A 15,322-nucleotide genomic window follows, 5' to 3' on the forward strand; every position below is an offset into this window, starting at 1 on the left:
ATTTGGGATGAAACTTAACTACAAAAGAACTATACTCATAGGCTTTGCTTTTTTATCAATCTGCGCATTCTGGCAGTTTTACGACAATGAAATACCCAAGATATTGAAATACAATTTTAATCTCGGAGAAACGGCAACAGGCGCAATCATGGCGCTTGATAATGTATTTGCGCTTTTCATGCTTCCTTTTTTCGGGGCTTTGTCTGATAAGACAGATACTAAGTTTGGAAAAAGAATTCCCTATATTTTTATTGGAACTGTCATGGCTATTACCTTTTTGACGATTCTTATACAGGTGGCAAGACCCAGTGGCAATCTGGTTTTCTTTATCGTGATACTGCTTCTCCTTCTTATTTCCATGGGAATTTACAGATCACCGGCAGTTTCACTTATGCCTGATCTGACCCCCGCACCCGTAAGAAGTTCAGGAAATGCCATAATCAACCTTATGGGAGCTCTTGGCGGAGTTTTCACTCTTGTTATGACGATTCTTTTGGTAAAAGCAGCAGATAATGCGGCAGACACCAATTACACTCCTTTGATGGTGAGTATAGTGGTCCTTATGGCTGTATCCATCATGGTTCTGGTACTTACCATAAAGGAAGGAGCAATTAAAAAACAGATAGAAAAAGAGGGCGGTCTTGGTTCTCTTGGTGAAAAGATAGAAAAAGAGACAAAAGAAAATGAGTCAGCAGGTAAGCTTCCCAAGGAAGTATTCAAAAGTCTTAGCTTTCTTCTTTTATCAGTAGCTTTCTGGTATATGGCCTATAATGCAGTAACAACAGCTTATACCAGATATGTCGAGGAAGTCTGGGGACTTAAAGACGGAAGCTATGCTACAACACTTCTCATTGCAACAGTTGCGGCTGTACTTAGCTACATTCCTATTGGAATAATCTCCAGTAAGATAGGCAGGAAAAAGACAATCCTTGGAGGCGTGGTTATTATGACGATCTGCTATTTGGTTGCAGCATTTTTGCCTCATTACACGAGCTCCATAAACATCTTTTTTGCGCTTATAGGAATTGGCTGGGCAGCTATAAATGTTAACTCTTATCCTATGGTTGTTGAGATGAGTAAATCAGGAGATATTGGTAAATACACCGGCACGTATTATACGTTTTCCATGGCAGCGCAGGTGTTCACACCTATTCTTTCGGGAATGCTTTTGGAATATGTTTCTTACAGAACGCTTTTCCCCTATGCGGTTGTTTTCTCATGCCTTGCCTTCTGTACAATGATGATGGTAAAACACGGAGATGTGAAGCCGGCTAAGAAAGAAAACATCCTGGAAAATTTTGACGTTGATGATTAACGAAAAATTATGTAAAGTATTTGTGCTGTTTTTACCATTTTTTTGTCAACTATAACCATGCTATAATACTCTAAGACGCTTATTTTGGGGATTGGGGTATTATATGTTTAAATTCAAGAAATTTTCTGAGCTTCCGCTTAGAAGGATTGCTTATAAATACAAAGTGCTGATTGGAATTACGCTGTTTTTGATAGTGGCAGTGGTTTCTTTCGGCACTATTTTTATTAAGAGCTATATAGACAGAAACAGGGATCTTAGAAATGCAGAGCTGGTAAAAGATGCAGAGAACATGCTAAACAGTATTGAAAACAGTCTTATTACTGTTCATAAGTATTATCTTGCATCTGAGAATAACACAAAGCTCCGCTATGTAGTCGAAAATGACGTTGACTACTCTAAGGTCAGCTCTATAACTGATGCAGGGGATATTTTGGATGGGGGCAATATTGTATCAGACTATGTGGCAAGCTATACTCTTGTGAATTTCAAGACTGATACTGTCCTTGGCACAAAAGGAAAATATGATATCAAAGAAGTGAAAAATCTTGAGGAGCTGACAGACCTCTATGACACCTACAAAGAGACCTATACCAAAAATCTGTGGGTGTACATTGACGGGGCAGAACCGGATAAATACAGTAAGGAGTATAGGACGACCGTACCTTTATATGGACTGAACCTTGTGCTTTTTGTTCCTTTTTCTGAAGTTACACCATATGCCCTTGAAGTCATAAACATTGATATGTCGCAGATCACCAGCGATATCAAAAAGCAGCTTGGTGAAAATCAGCAGGCGGCTCTTTATACTGCGGATGGAAAACTCATTTTTTCTACAGATAAAGAGTTTCCTAAGCAGATCAACATGGAAAAAACAGATACAAACGCCATTTATTCCACGAAAAACGATGACGGAAAGAGAGTATATATCAGTGCCAAAACTTCCAGCATTGCCGGTCTTACTCTCTATGTGGCGAATTATTCTGACAGAATAGAGCTGTTTGTAAATGCTTATTATCTGATTGCATTTCTTTTGATCGTTCTTTTATTGTTCTTTGGAGCGACGATCCTGTTTAACAGTATTTATAAGCCTATCCAGACAGCTATAGGAGAAATAGAAAAGTCAAGTGACTATAAGCTTCGCCCGGGTGAAGATGAACTTCAGTACTTAACGGACAGTGTTAAGAAGCTTGATAGTAAAAATACTTCCCTTATAAGTCATACCACAGCTCTTTTTGCTACCAGAATTTACAGAAATGAGCTTACAAATACTGAAATAGATCAGTATCTGTATAGACTTTCGCTATCAAGTAGAATTCCTTCTTTTTACAGGATACTTACCTTTGTGCTTAAATCCACGGATGACGACAGCCCCGTGTCTTCTGAAAGAGATAAGAGCATCTGTAACCAAATCATCGACAGAATAATAGATGATTGCGGCACTAAGGAGTTTCTACCTCCTGTGTACTATGCAAGGTCAATCGTTATTTTTATCAGCTGTGATGGAAAAGGAACTGAAAAAGAACTGATCGAGAAAAACTACAATTTCATGACGCAGTATGTCTACAATACCTTTGGGTTAAATATAGGCATAGGAATCAGCAGTGAATACTCAGATATATATTCTATAAATAAGGCATATCTGGAAAGCGTGCAGGCTCTTCACTATGGAAAGATAGATATAGGAAGCTATCTCAGTTATTATCGCATGGATGCAGGCATGGACCAGATATCTTTTGACAGTGATATAGAGGAAAAGCTTAGAAGAGCACTTAGAAGAGGAGATAAGGAGGAAGCATATTTGGTAGTTGACGGGCTTTTTGAGAAGCTCATCACTATGGATGTTTCCAGAGACAACTGCGTGCCTGTTCTGCTGCAGCTTGTAAATGGGATTGTACTTGAAGTTCAGACTTCAGGAATTGGTACAAGCGTGTTTAGGGAAGAGCTCAGGCAGATATATCCCGTTATTCTTGATTACAATGATTTAAACCGCGTAAGAAAGTACATAAAATTCAATATGATAGATCCGATCATTTATCATCAGAACAACGTGCTTGACAGTCAGTCAGCCAATATAATGACTGCAATTGAGAAGCTTGTTGAGGATAAAGACGGCAATATTACTTTGAATGAATGTGCTGAGAGCCTTGGTTATCATACAAGTTATATCTGGAGGATCCTAAAAGAGGAAAAGAATCTTACCTTTACTGAGTATGTTGATAAATATAAGATCAAGTATGCTAAAAAACTTTTATCTGAAACAGATATGACGGTTGGTGCCATAGCGGAAAAACTCAATTATACAAATTCTCAGAATTTCATCAGATTTTTTAACAAGATGGAGGGTGTTACTCCCGGAAAATACAGACAGGCGTTAAAAGAGGCTTAAATAGGCACTTTAACAGCAATAATCATTTTATTGATAATACAAAATGCACAAAAGAGTATATCAAAAAGCATCCTTAATTGGATGCTTTTTACAATGCAAGAAAATGATTATAGACGTTATTTGGGAGCTATTTATATAATTTGTACATGGTTTGCATCTACCTATAAAGAAAAGATGACATTATTACTAAAGTAAATCAGGAGGTAATTATGGGTAACAGCGGTGAAAAGCGCAAGGGATACCGCAAGATCGTTACTACTGAAGGAAAAGTCTTCTATAGTAAAGACAGTGGACTTGCCGCTTATATGTGGCGTCACAAGGCTTTGTACCTGATGCTGCTGCCGGGACTATTATACTTTATAATGTTCCGTTATGTACCCATGGGAGGTTTGGTAATTGCATTTAAGAATTACTCGCCGTTTCAGGGAATCTGGGGAAGCCCTTGGGTAGGGTTCGATAATTTCAAGCAGTTCTTTTCTAATCAGGACTTTTTGATCCTTCTTAGAAATACACTTGGAATTTCATTATTGCAGCTGGTTCTTTATTTTCCGGCACCAATCATTTTGTCTCTCTTATTAAATGAGATAAGACATAGCTGGTATAAGAGAACTGTGCAGACATTCATTTATATTCCACACTTTGTATCATGGGTTATTGTGGCCAGCTTATCTTATCAGCTCTTTAACACCAATGACGGTCTTATCAATATGCTTGTTAAGGCGGCAACAGGTGAGACGATTCCAATCCTTTCAAGTGGAAAGTATTTCTGGGGTCTGATAGTTGGTCAGGACATCTGGAAAGAAACAGGTTATGGCACGATCATTTATCTGGCAGCTCTTGCGGGGGTTGATCAGGAAATGTATGAGGCAGCAAGGGTTGACGGTGCCGGAAGATGGCAGATGATGTGGAATATTACACTTCCTGCTATCAAGAGTACAGTAATAATCATGCTTATATTAAGAGTTGGTTCTATTTTGAATACAGGTTATGAGCAGATATTCCTTATGAGAAATGACCTTAACGTAGCATTTGCAGAAGTGTTTGATACCTTCATTTATACAAGAGGTATTCAAAATGCACAGTATTCATTCTCAACGGCAGCAGGTATGTTTAAGTCAATTGTCGGAATGATCATGGTACTTGGTGCTAACTACACAGCTAAAAAAGCTGGTGAATCAGGAATATATTAAGGGAGGAAGAAAATGGCTTCAGATTCAAAGGCTATTAAGCGTGACAAGCGCGGAGTTAAGATGAGCCTTGGCTATAGGATCACAGATGTGATCATCTATACACTTATGGGCTGTGTTGGTGTTATAACACTTCTTCCATTCCTGTATATTGCAGCCGGCTCTTTTGCGACAGACAGGGAACTAACAGAGAGAGCATTCTTTATCATTCCTCATGTATGGTCGCTAAACGCATATAAATATTCAATAAATAACGGAAATATCCTGATGGGTTTGAAAAACTCATTGATCCTTACATTTATGGGAACAATTGTAAATATGGCTCTTTCTACCACATTTGCATATCCACTTTCCAAAAAGCATTTCAGAGGAAGAAACTTCTTCCTTAATATGGTTATCGTAACAATGCTTTTCTCAGGTGGTATGATCCCTACATTCATGGTACTCAGAACTTACGGACTGTATGATTCATATTGGGCTCTTATCTTTATAGGAGCTATCAGCCCATTTAATATGATCATCATAAAGAATTTCTTCCAGGAGCTTCCACTTGAACTTGAGGAGGCGGCTTACATGGACGGAGCAGGGGAGTTCTTCACATTTTTAAAGATCGTGCTTCCTCTGTCTAAGCCTGTACTTGCTTCAATATCTCTTTTCTATGCAGTAGGCTATTGGAATGACTATTTCAACGCGATGATCTATCTTCAGACACCGACGAAATACACAGTACAGATCATGCTCCGTAATATTGTATTAAAAGCCAGTGCCATCAGCGATGTAATGATGGATTACTACGATCAGAATGGTGCGCCACCTGATAAGGCAGTAAAAATGGCAACAACACTTATTGCTACTGTACCTATTTTGATCGTGTACCCCTTCGTTCAGAAATTCTTTACTAAGGGCGTGATGGTTGGAGCTGTGAAGGGCTGAGAGAACTTGCCGAGGTATTATCGAGGCTAGTTCGAACGTCTTAAGGCGAGCATGCATAGCATGCGAGAGCTTAAGTTCCTTGTTAACTTAGCACTTCCGTTAATGAATGAATTCTCAAATGGTGAGATTCAGATACACATTTTCTTTCTTAAGGAGGATTACGATGAAAAAGAAGTTACTTGCAACATTACTTAGTGTAAGCATGGTAATGGGGATTGCAGCTTGTGGTTCACAGGCTACAACACAGACAACAGATTCTCAGACAGCAACTGAGAACACACAGACAGCAGATGCTACAACATCTACAGCTACTACAGAGGCAGCAGCTGAGACACCTGTAGAGTACCCTGCAGTTACATTTATGGCTATCGACTTTAACTCAGGTGCTTCAAACACAGGTGATTATGCTGAGCAGATCATGCAGCAGCTCGAAGAGCACACAGGTATCGATGTAGATATCCAGTGGGTTCAGAACGATGTTCTTGAAGAGAAGGCAACACTTGCAATGCAGGATCCTAAGTCAATGCCAATGATCATGACATGGAACGGATCAGTTACAGGTACAGTTGTTACAGCAGCTAAGCAGGGTGCTTTCGTTGATCTTACAGAGTACCTCAAGGATTCAACAAAATATCCTAACCTTTCAAGACAGAACGCAGACGTAGCTAAGTCACTTACAGTTGATGGCAAGCAGATCGGTATCTACAGAGCTCGTGTACTTGGAAGATACGGTATGTCATATCGTAAGGACTGGGCTGATAAGCTTGGTCTTTCAGAGCCTAAGACAATTGACGATGTTTACAACATGCTCTACAAGTTCACATATGAAGATCCTGATGGAAACGGTCAGAACGATACAATCGGTATGGAGATGACATCTTACACAGGTCCTTTCGATATCATGCAGACATGGTTTGGCTGTGGCAATGGATGGGCAGAAGTTGACGGAAAGCTTATCCCTGTATGGCAGCAGGAAGAGTACCTTACAGCTCTCAACTGGTTTAAGAAGCTCTATTCAGAGGGACTTATGCCTTCAGACTGGGCATCACGTACAACAGATACATGGTCAGATGGATGTAAGAACGGTGAGAACGGTGTATACATCGACGTTCTTGACGGCGGAAGAAGAGTTTGGGATTACTTCGTAAACAACGAGATTCCTTCAGTTGTTGATCCTTCAGAGTTTGCTTCAATGAACCTTCTTAGCAACATTGATGGCAAGACAATGGCTACATCAGGTTACAACGGATACTTCACACTTTCAGCTTCAACATGTGACACACCTGAGAAGGTAGAGGCAGCTCTTACTTTCCTTGACAAGATGTGTGATGAAGAAATGCTTGACCTTACAAACTTTGGTCTTGAGGGTGTTAACTATGAAATTAATGCTGATGGAAATGTAGTTCGTCTTGATTCTTCTGATGATTCACTTAAGGCTAACTATGCAGGACTTAACCAGCTTGTTGCTTACATTCCTAACATTGATTCAGCTCTTTCAGAGGAAAAGACAGAGCGTCAGATCCTTGAGACAAATGTTAAGGCAGATGCAGAGAAGTATGCAGTTATCAACCCTGCACTTCCTTACCTTATCAACTCTCCAACATATGCTTCACAGGGAAAAGATCTTGATGACAAGATTTCACAGGCTCGTACTCAGTACATCTGTGGTGAGATTGATGAAGCAGGCCTTAAAGCAGCATGGGATGATGTTTTAAACCGTGGCTATGCAACAATCATTGATGAAGTAAATGCACAGGTTCAGTAAAACAGATTCTTATTATTAAAATGATAAAGAGCATGGGGCATTTGTCCCCATGCTCATTTTAAGAGGATGGGGTATGAAGATTTTTAGATTGGCAGAGACTGCTGCAAAGGGGTATACAACATTTGGAAGCATGTGGGAGAGAGGAAGCGTTAAAAGAAATGCTTCTTTTTCTGTAAAATACGGGGACAAAGAAGAAAAACTTCAGTCGAGGGTGACGGCTTTTTGGCCTGATGGCAGCGTTAAGTGGGCTGCTCACGTAGTCGACGCAGAAAAAATTGGTGATGTGGCTGAGGTTCTTCCGGTTTTGAATCAAGATGATGCAGAAACTGTTACTGATACATGCAGTGTAAAAGAAAGGGAGAGCTCTTTTGATATAACAGCAGGTAAGGTTTCACTATCTGTAAACAAAAAAGGGAGCATCCTTTTTAATGACCTTTTCTATGATGGGAAAAGGGTGGCTGACTGCGCATATCTGCAGGTTTTGATTGAGAATCGTGAGGATGAATATACAAAAAAGACAGTTCCTTATGAGGGAGTTGTCGGAAAAGCTGAAATAATAGAATGCGGGATCACAAGGTGCGTCGTTAAGTTTAGCGGAACCCATAAAACACCTTATGACAGCAGGATTCCTTTTTCTATCTTTATGGAAATCTATAAAGATAGTCCGGAATTTAGATTTACACATACGTTTTTCTATGATGGGGATGAAGCAAAAGATTTTCTTAAAGGTGTTGGTATTTCTTTTGATGTGCCTGCCAAAGGAGAGCAGTACAACAGGCATGTAAAGTTTGCTACTGATAATGGCTGTTTTAATGAAGAAAATGCAATGCTTCTTTGCTGGCATCCAAGGGTAGAACCTGATATTTACAGGGCTCAGGTTGCAGGAAAAAGATTAGCATTTACAGAGCACAAAGATGAAGACATTAATGCCGTTAAAGCTTCTAAAGAGATGCCTATATGGAATGATTATTATCTTTTCCAGGACAGCTCAGAGCATTTTGTCATAAGGAAAAGAACAAATAAAGAAAATGTCTGTTTCATAGACTGCCTTAACGGTAACAGAGCAGAGGGAGTAGCTGCTTTTGGCTCTGAATGTGGCGGAATAATGGTGGGACTTAAGGATTTTTGGCAAAAGTATCCATCAACTATTGAATTTAAAGACGTTTCAAAAGATGTGGCCAAGGCTACAATCTGGCTCTTGCCGCCTCAGGCTGATGCCTATGACTTTAGGCATTATGAGGATACCGGATATTCCCAGACATATTATGAGGGATTTGATGTTTATGGAGCCAGCGCTTATGGAATTGCCAATACATCGGAATACAGCATAAGGTTTTTTGATGAACTGATTCCGGCAGATGAAGAGATTGATGAATTCTGTGACAGGGTTCAAAACAGGGCATTTTACTATGCTGGGGCTGAATATCTTCATTCCCTTAAAGCTTTTGGCTTTTGGAGTCTTGAAGAGAGGAAAACAAAGGCTGAAGAGTTTTTTGAACAGCAGATAGATAAGGTGTTTGATTTTTACAAAAACGAAATCGAGCAGCGCAAGTGGTATGGAATCTTTGATTATGGCGATTTCATGCACACCTATGACCCTTACAGGCATGTATGGCGCTATGACATGGGCGGCTATGCATGGCAGAACACAGAGCTTGTGCCTACTTTCTGGCTGTGGTTCTATTTCCTCAGAACAGGGCGAAGTGATGTATTTAAGATCTGCGAGGCCATGACAAGGCATTGTTCAGAGGTTGACGTTTATCACTTTGGAAAGTACAAGGGGCTTGGCTCAAGACATAATGTTCGCCACTGGGGATGCCCATGCAAGGAAGCCAGAATAGCTATGGCAGGACACCACAGGATGTATTACTACCTCACAGGTGACTACAGGCTAATGGACTATTTTGAAGAGGTAAAAGACGCGGATGTGGCCGTAGGAGAAACGGACCCATTAAGATTCTTTTTTGACAAAAAAGATATGGTTTATCCAACCCATGCGCGCACAGGCCCGGATTGGAGCAGTTTTTGTTCGGATTGGATGACCTGGTGGGAGCAGAAGGAGGATAAAAATTATCTCGAAAAGATAAAGACAGGAATTGCTGATCTTAAGGAAACCCCACTTAAGCTTATGTCAGGCACTGATTTTGAGTATGATCCGGATACCTCACACATGAGATATATTGGTGACAGGGCAACAGGAGGGAGCCACCTTTCAATCTGTCAGGGTTCAGAGCAGACCTGGCTTGAGATGACACAGCTACTTGATGATCCTGAGTGGGATAAGATGCTTGCTGATTATGGGTGGTTTTATACTCTTGACAATGCGGAACAAAATCGTCTAACGGAGGGGAGAATCGGGCAGAGACAGTTTTCTTATCCTTTCATGGCTGCAGGAGTTGTTGCCTACGCTGCAAGCTATTATGACGATGAAAAGCTTGGGAAAAAGGTCTGGAAGATCTTAAAGGACGCTATTTCTTCAGAAACAGGTGCTGATACTTTTAAGGAAATTGTGGTGGAAAACGCTGGAAATCATGCAAACTTAAGAGAGATAACCGGAATATCTACGAATGTGGCTGCCCAGTGGTGCCTTAATGTTATTGTGGCTCTGGAGTTTGCGAGAAAGTGGATGCCAAAGGAAATATAAGAGGTATTAAAAGAAAAAGATATTGGGGATGGTTTATTAAACATGGATAGAAAAACAAGAATATATCTTGTGGGGGATTCGACTGTACAGACTTACAAATTGGAGGCTGCTCCTCAGTGCGGATGGGGAGCTATGCTCTATAGATATTTTTGCGATAACAATGTGAATGTGTATCATTCAAAGGGCTCAAAATTTGATAACGCTGTTACCTATGACGTTGAGGACTTTGTTATAGATAACAGAGCCATGGCTGGAAGAAGCCTTAAGAGTTTTTATGATGAAGGACGCTTTGATGAAGTTATAAGTGACATATGCCAGGGGGATTATTGTCTTATCCAGTCAGCCCATAATGATGCCTATAAAGAGAAGGAAGAGCGTTTTCTGACTCCTGATGAATATAAAGAAAAACTGATAAATGATTATATTGATCCACTGCTTTTAAAGAAAGCAGTTCCGGTCCTTGTGACTGCCATTGCCATGAAGGATTTTGATGAGAATGGGGAATGCAGGATTTCTTTTCCCAAGTATAGAGAAAAGATGCTGGAAGTTGCTAAAGAGAAGAATTTAGTGTGCATAGATCTGGGGAAAATGACCGCAGAGTACAACAGCAGGATCGGGGAAGAAGCTTGCAAGGGTATATATATGAATTTGGATAAGGGTATGTTTGAGAGTGCGGTTGATGGAAAAGAAGACAATGCACACCTTAAATTCGAGGGGGCTTTTATCTATGCTGGATTTGTGGCAAAGGAACTAAAGAAAATAATATCCTGAAGGAATGAAAATATGGAACAGAGAGAAAATTTAGGAAGAGGCTTGATCGCAGTTAAGACAACCACCGGTATCTTTTTATCCTGGAGACTTTTTAAAAGAGAAGCCTTTGGAAGCGATGCAACGGGGCTTGTAGGTGTTGACTTTAAGATATACAGGGACGGAAAACAGATAGCTACAGTTACTGACTCCACAAATTACCTGGATAAAGAGGGCAATGAGAAATCAAAATATGCTGTTGAGGTCGATGATAGCAGTATGATATTTGGTGATAAGGTATTGGACAAGAGTTTTTTTGCTGCAGGCAGGAGCATTGATGTTTCAGTCTGGGAAAGCGGAGAAAACTACCTTGATATTCCGGTACAAAAGCCTGAAGGCGGAGTGACACCTGCCGGAGAAAAGTTTGAATATACCTTAAATGATATGAGCATCGGTGATGTCAACGGCGATGGAGAGTACGAGTACATTGTAAAGTGGGATCCAACCAATTCTCAGGATGTTTCAATAAAGGGTTATACAGGAAGATGCATCATCGATTGTTATAGCCTGTCAGGTCATCTTTTCTGGAGACTTGATATGGGACCAAACATCAGAGCAGGTGCCCATTACACCCAGTTCATGGTCTACGATTTTGATGGCGATGGCAGGGCTGAAATGGCGGTAAAGACTGCGCCGGGAACAAAGATGATATGCTTTGGTAAAGACGGAGAGGTGATTTCAGAAAAATTTATTACGATTCCGGAAAAAGATCTTTTGAAGGGATATTCCAATGAAGATAACTATGTGTGCTCCGCTGATGATTACAAAGAGCACATGAAGAATGTCTTTTTATCCTGGAAAGAGCACCCTGAAGTTAAGGCGGGAAACTGGCCTGATACTTTGGAGGAGTGCTTTGGGATTGAGAAAAGATATGACTATCCCTTAAGCGATAGGGATGCAGATGAGCTTACGGATTATTTTCTTGATGTGTACGCTCCGTCGAGAAGTCCTAAAAATGATCTCAGGAAATTTGAAGGATTTATATATGAGGGTCCCGAATACCTGACAATGTTTGCAGGTGACGGCCGTGAGCTTTCTACTATAGACTATCCTTTTGTGCGTGGCGATGACGGTCTTATGTGGGGTGACTATTCAATGAAGAGGATTGAACCCTGCAACAGAGTGGACAGATTCCTGGCAGGAGTGGCCTTTCTTGATGGTAAGAGACCTAGTCTTATCATGTGCAGGGGATATTACACCAGAACGACTCTTGCTGCCTACAATTTTAATGGCAAGGATTTTGTGGAATTCTGGAAAGTGGACAGTGGCCATGTCCCAATGAGCAATCCTTTTAATGACAATCCTCATGTAGGGAAGGGAACTGACCCTGTCTATGGAATTCTTGCAGGGCAGGGTAATCACAGCCTGTCTGTAGCTGATGTGGACGGGGATGGCAAGCAGGAAATCATTTACGGTGCTGCCTGCATAGATCATGACGGAAGTGTTCTTTATTCAAGTTATGACTATCTGCCTGATGGAACTTATGCCAAGATGGGCCATGGAGATTCCATGCACGTTGCTCATATTGATCCTGACAGAGAGGGCTTTCAGATATTTAATGTATTTGAAGGTGCTGAGGCTGCTCCTTACGGCTATGCGCTTAGGGATGCTGCTACAGGTGAAGTGATACACGGCACGGATAAAGATGGCAATGATACAGGAAAGTTTGGCGTTTTTGCAACCAAAGACCTTGGAAGGTGCATGATCGGGGATATAGCCCCTAATGTCAGAGGACTTCAGTGCTGGGTAAATGATGTATATGACTGCAAGGGACAAGAGCTTCCACTTAAAGCTCCTTCCACCAATCAGGCCATCCGATGGGCAGCAGATCTTTCTACTCAGGTCATTGACGGGGCAGACTATTTAAAAGGCAGCCACAGGGGAGTGATAAATGACATCACCCACGGAGTAATGCTTGATCCAAAGGGAACCCTTACCAATAACGGAACCAAGGGCAATCCATGTCTTATAGCAGATCTTTTTGGAGATTTCAGGGAAGAAATCGTATTAAGGCTTGAGGATAACAGTGCTCTTAGAATCTACACCAATACGGATATTACAAGGCATAAACTCTATACACCTATGGATGATGCAATGTATAGAGTAAGTATAGCCTGGCAGAATAACTGCTATAACCAGACTGGTTACACGAGCTATTATTTTGCATCTGACATGGACTTTTCGAAGGTGCCGCTGGATTATAACACCTGATGATGAAAAAACTGAAATATCTGTAGTGAAATATTGATAGGCAGAAATGATTGAAAGTGCAAAGAAAATGGGTGTTTTAGCTCATATTTAAGCAGTTGGTTATGGTAAAATTTTAATTGGGTTACATGCGAAAAAACGCATAAAAAAAGAAAATGGAGGAAGGTAGAAGAATGGCAAACAGAATTTCACTTAACGGAACATCTTATCATGGGGCTGGAGCAATCAGTGAGGTTGTAAATGAGATTAATGCTCATGGCTTTAAAAAGGCTTTTGTAGCATCTGATCCTGACCTCATCAAATTTGGAGTTACCGGAAAGGTAACAGATCTTTTGGAAAAGGCTGGAATTCCATTTGAGATTTATTCAGATATTAAGCCTAACCCTACGATCGAAAATGTAAAAAATGGTGTAGAGGCTTTTAAAAAGTCTGGAGCTGACTGCATCGTAGCTGTAGGTGGCGGTTCATCTATGGATACATCAAAGGCAATTGGTATCATCATCACAAACCCTGAGTTTGCTGACGTGCGTTCACTTGAGGGAGTAGCTCCTACAAAGAATCCTTGCGTTCCTATCATTGCAATTCCTACAACAGCAGGAACAGCAGCAGAGGTTACAATCAACTACGTTATCACAGATGTAGAAAAAGAAAGAAAATTTGTTTGTGTAGACACACATGACATGCCGATCGTAGCAATCGTTGATCCTGAGATGATGTCTTCAATGCCAAAAGGTCTTACAGCTGCTACAGGTATGGATGCTCTTACACATGCTATCGAAGGTTATACAACAAGAGCTGCATGGGAAATGACAGATATGTTCCATCTTGAGGCTATAAGACTTATCTCCAAGAATCTTCGTGGAGCAGTTGAGAATACAAAAGAAGGCCGTGAAGGAATGGCTCTTGGCCAGTACATTGCAGGAATGGGCTTCTCAAACGTTGGACTTGGTATCGACCACGCTATGGCTCATACACTTTCTGCACATTATGACACACCACACGGTGTTGCTTGTGCTATGTTCCTTCCAATTTCAATGGAATTCAACCGCGAGTACACAGGCGAAAGACTTCGCGAAGTTGCTAGAGCAATGGGCGTAGAAGGCGTTGACAACATGAGCCAGGAAGAGTACCGTGATGCAGCAATTGCAGCAGTTAAGAAACTTTCTGAGGATGTTGGTATTCCAAAAACTCTTGATAAGATCAAAGAAGAAGACCTTGATCAGCTTGCTACAGATGCACTTAACGATGCATGCTATCCTGGAAATCCAAGAGAAGCTACTAAGGAGCAGGTTATCGAAATGTTCCGCATGCTGATGGCATAAGCAATTATTTTAAGAGGGGCTGAGAGAAATGATTTTGCATTTTTTCTGCGTTCCCTACAAAATTTTTATGTTGTAGATCAGGGAGAGTACTATGACAAAACATTTGATTTTGCCAAAGTACTCTCTCTTTGTATATGTGTAAGTAAATGCGGACAGCGGGGTGATTCTTTTATTATAAGAAAAGCTTAGATTGCGGCTGAGTACGCCACCATTGACTGAGCCTGAGGAAAACGCGGCCTTTGTCTTGCCGACGGTGAGGATGATGGGAACAGTAGATTTTCTCGCACCGTCGGATTCAGCATTGTAGCGTTTTCCACAGAACCCGTCAATGGCAAGCACCTGCGGTGTGGCTGAATACAAGGGCCTCAGGCTCTGACTCCGAGAACAGCAGGGGCGGCTACTTTCAAGGCTAAGTATGGCTAAGAATAGTAGATGCGGATACTTCCTAGAATATGTAGGACTAAGAATTGCAGGTACGGATACTTTCCAAAATGTATAGGGCTATATGCCCGTGGTTCCCGCTGTAGGAGAGCTGCAATTCTGTTTTGGGCATATAGCTTGTTTTTAATAGCTCGGCCACCTGTAATAGAACCGTTTTTGGGCTTATAGCCGGATATCAGGCTTGCAGCCACCCTTTTAACGGGTGGCCAGAGGCTTGAAATCAGCCTATATGCCCATTTGAGCGCTCGTGAGGGGTGGCTGGCCTCACAAAAAGCTGCTATATGCCCAAACCATTATTCTTCACGATCATATGG

Annotated in this window: 9 protein-coding genes; all 9 read left to right on the top strand. The window is 41.1% G+C overall.

Translation table 11 applies throughout. From position 1 onward, the window contains the following. Positions 1-7 precede the first annotated feature (7 nt). The 9 genes from C4S54_RS15535 (at position 8) to fucO (ending at position 14,567) form a co-directional block, all read left to right on the top strand. The gene (locus tag C4S54_RS15535) at positions 8-1,315 is read left to right on the top strand and encodes an MFS transporter (protein ID WP_103870307.1); all 1,308 of its coding nucleotides are present in this window, start codon (positions 8-10) and stop codon (positions 1,313-1,315) included. A gap of 103 nt (positions 1,316-1,418) precedes the next feature. Further along, entirely contained in the window at positions 1,419-3,701 is a 2,283-nt protein-coding gene (locus C4S54_RS15540; protein ID WP_103870297.1) for a helix-turn-helix transcriptional regulator, read from the top strand. Between the two features lie 209 nt (positions 3,702-3,910). Further along, the gene (locus tag C4S54_RS15545; RefSeq protein WP_103870298.1) at positions 3,911-4,891 is read left to right on the top strand and encodes an ABC transporter permease; all 981 of its coding nucleotides are present in this window, start codon (positions 3,911-3,913) and stop codon (positions 4,889-4,891) included. A gap of 12 nt (positions 4,892-4,903) precedes the next feature. Further along, the gene (locus C4S54_RS15550; RefSeq protein WP_103870299.1) at positions 4,904-5,821 is read left to right on the top strand and encodes a carbohydrate ABC transporter permease; all 918 of its coding nucleotides are present in this window, start codon (positions 4,904-4,906) and stop codon (positions 5,819-5,821) included. A 163-nt stretch (positions 5,822-5,984) separates the two neighbouring features. Continuing rightward, the gene (locus C4S54_RS15555) at positions 5,985-7,586 is read left to right on the top strand and encodes an extracellular solute-binding protein (protein ID WP_103870300.1); all 1,602 of its coding nucleotides are present in this window, start codon (positions 5,985-5,987) and stop codon (positions 7,584-7,586) included. Positions 7,587-7,659: 73 nt separating this feature from the next. Further along, positions 7,660-10,230: an exo-rhamnogalacturonan lyase family protein gene (locus tag C4S54_RS15560; RefSeq protein ID WP_103870301.1), complete on the top strand. Its 2,571-nt coding sequence runs from the start codon at positions 7,660-7,662 to the stop codon at positions 10,228-10,230. A gap of 42 nt (positions 10,231-10,272) precedes the next feature. Further along, a complete protein-coding gene (locus C4S54_RS15565; protein WP_103870302.1) occupies positions 10,273-11,001 on the top strand; it encodes an SGNH/GDSL hydrolase family protein in 729 nt (242 codons plus the stop codon). Positions 11,002-11,013: 12 nt separating this feature from the next. Continuing rightward, positions 11,014-13,248 carry a rhamnogalacturonan lyase gene (locus C4S54_RS15570; protein WP_103870303.1) on the top strand — a complete coding sequence of 745 codons (2,235 nt, stop codon included), beginning with the start codon at positions 11,014-11,016 and terminating at the stop codon, positions 13,246-13,248. 170 nt (positions 13,249-13,418) lie between these two features. After that, on the top strand, positions 13,419-14,567 hold the full coding sequence (fucO, locus tag C4S54_RS15575) for a lactaldehyde reductase (RefSeq protein WP_103870304.1): 1,149 nt from the start codon (positions 13,419-13,421) through the stop codon (positions 14,565-14,567). The last annotated feature ends 755 nt before the right edge of the window (positions 14,568-15,322 follow it).

Source organism: Butyrivibrio sp. Su6 (assembly GCF_900108105.1).
In the GTDB taxonomy this organism is placed as follows: Bacteria; Bacillota; Clostridia; order Lachnospirales; family Lachnospiraceae; genus Butyrivibrio.

Coding starts and splice junctions, on each gene's coding strand:
- C4S54_RS15535 (WP_103870307.1), top strand. CDS start 8: ATGAAACTTAACTACAAAAGAACTATACTCATAGGCTTTGCTTTTTTA.
- C4S54_RS15540 (WP_103870297.1), top strand. CDS start 1,419: ATGTTTAAATTCAAGAAATTTTCTGAGCTTCCGCTTAGAAGGATTGCT.
- C4S54_RS15545 (WP_103870298.1), top strand. CDS start 3,911: ATGGGTAACAGCGGTGAAAAGCGCAAGGGATACCGCAAGATCGTTACT.
- C4S54_RS15550 (WP_103870299.1), top strand. CDS start 4,904: ATGGCTTCAGATTCAAAGGCTATTAAGCGTGACAAGCGCGGAGTTAAG.
- C4S54_RS15555 (WP_103870300.1), top strand. CDS start 5,985: ATGAAAAAGAAGTTACTTGCAACATTACTTAGTGTAAGCATGGTAATG.
- C4S54_RS15560 (WP_103870301.1), top strand. CDS start 7,660: ATGAAGATTTTTAGATTGGCAGAGACTGCTGCAAAGGGGTATACAACA.
- C4S54_RS15565 (WP_103870302.1), top strand. CDS start 10,273: ATGGATAGAAAAACAAGAATATATCTTGTGGGGGATTCGACTGTACAG.
- C4S54_RS15570 (WP_103870303.1), top strand. CDS start 11,014: ATGGAACAGAGAGAAAATTTAGGAAGAGGCTTGATCGCAGTTAAGACA.
- fucO (WP_103870304.1), top strand. CDS start 13,419: ATGGCAAACAGAATTTCACTTAACGGAACATCTTATCATGGGGCTGGA.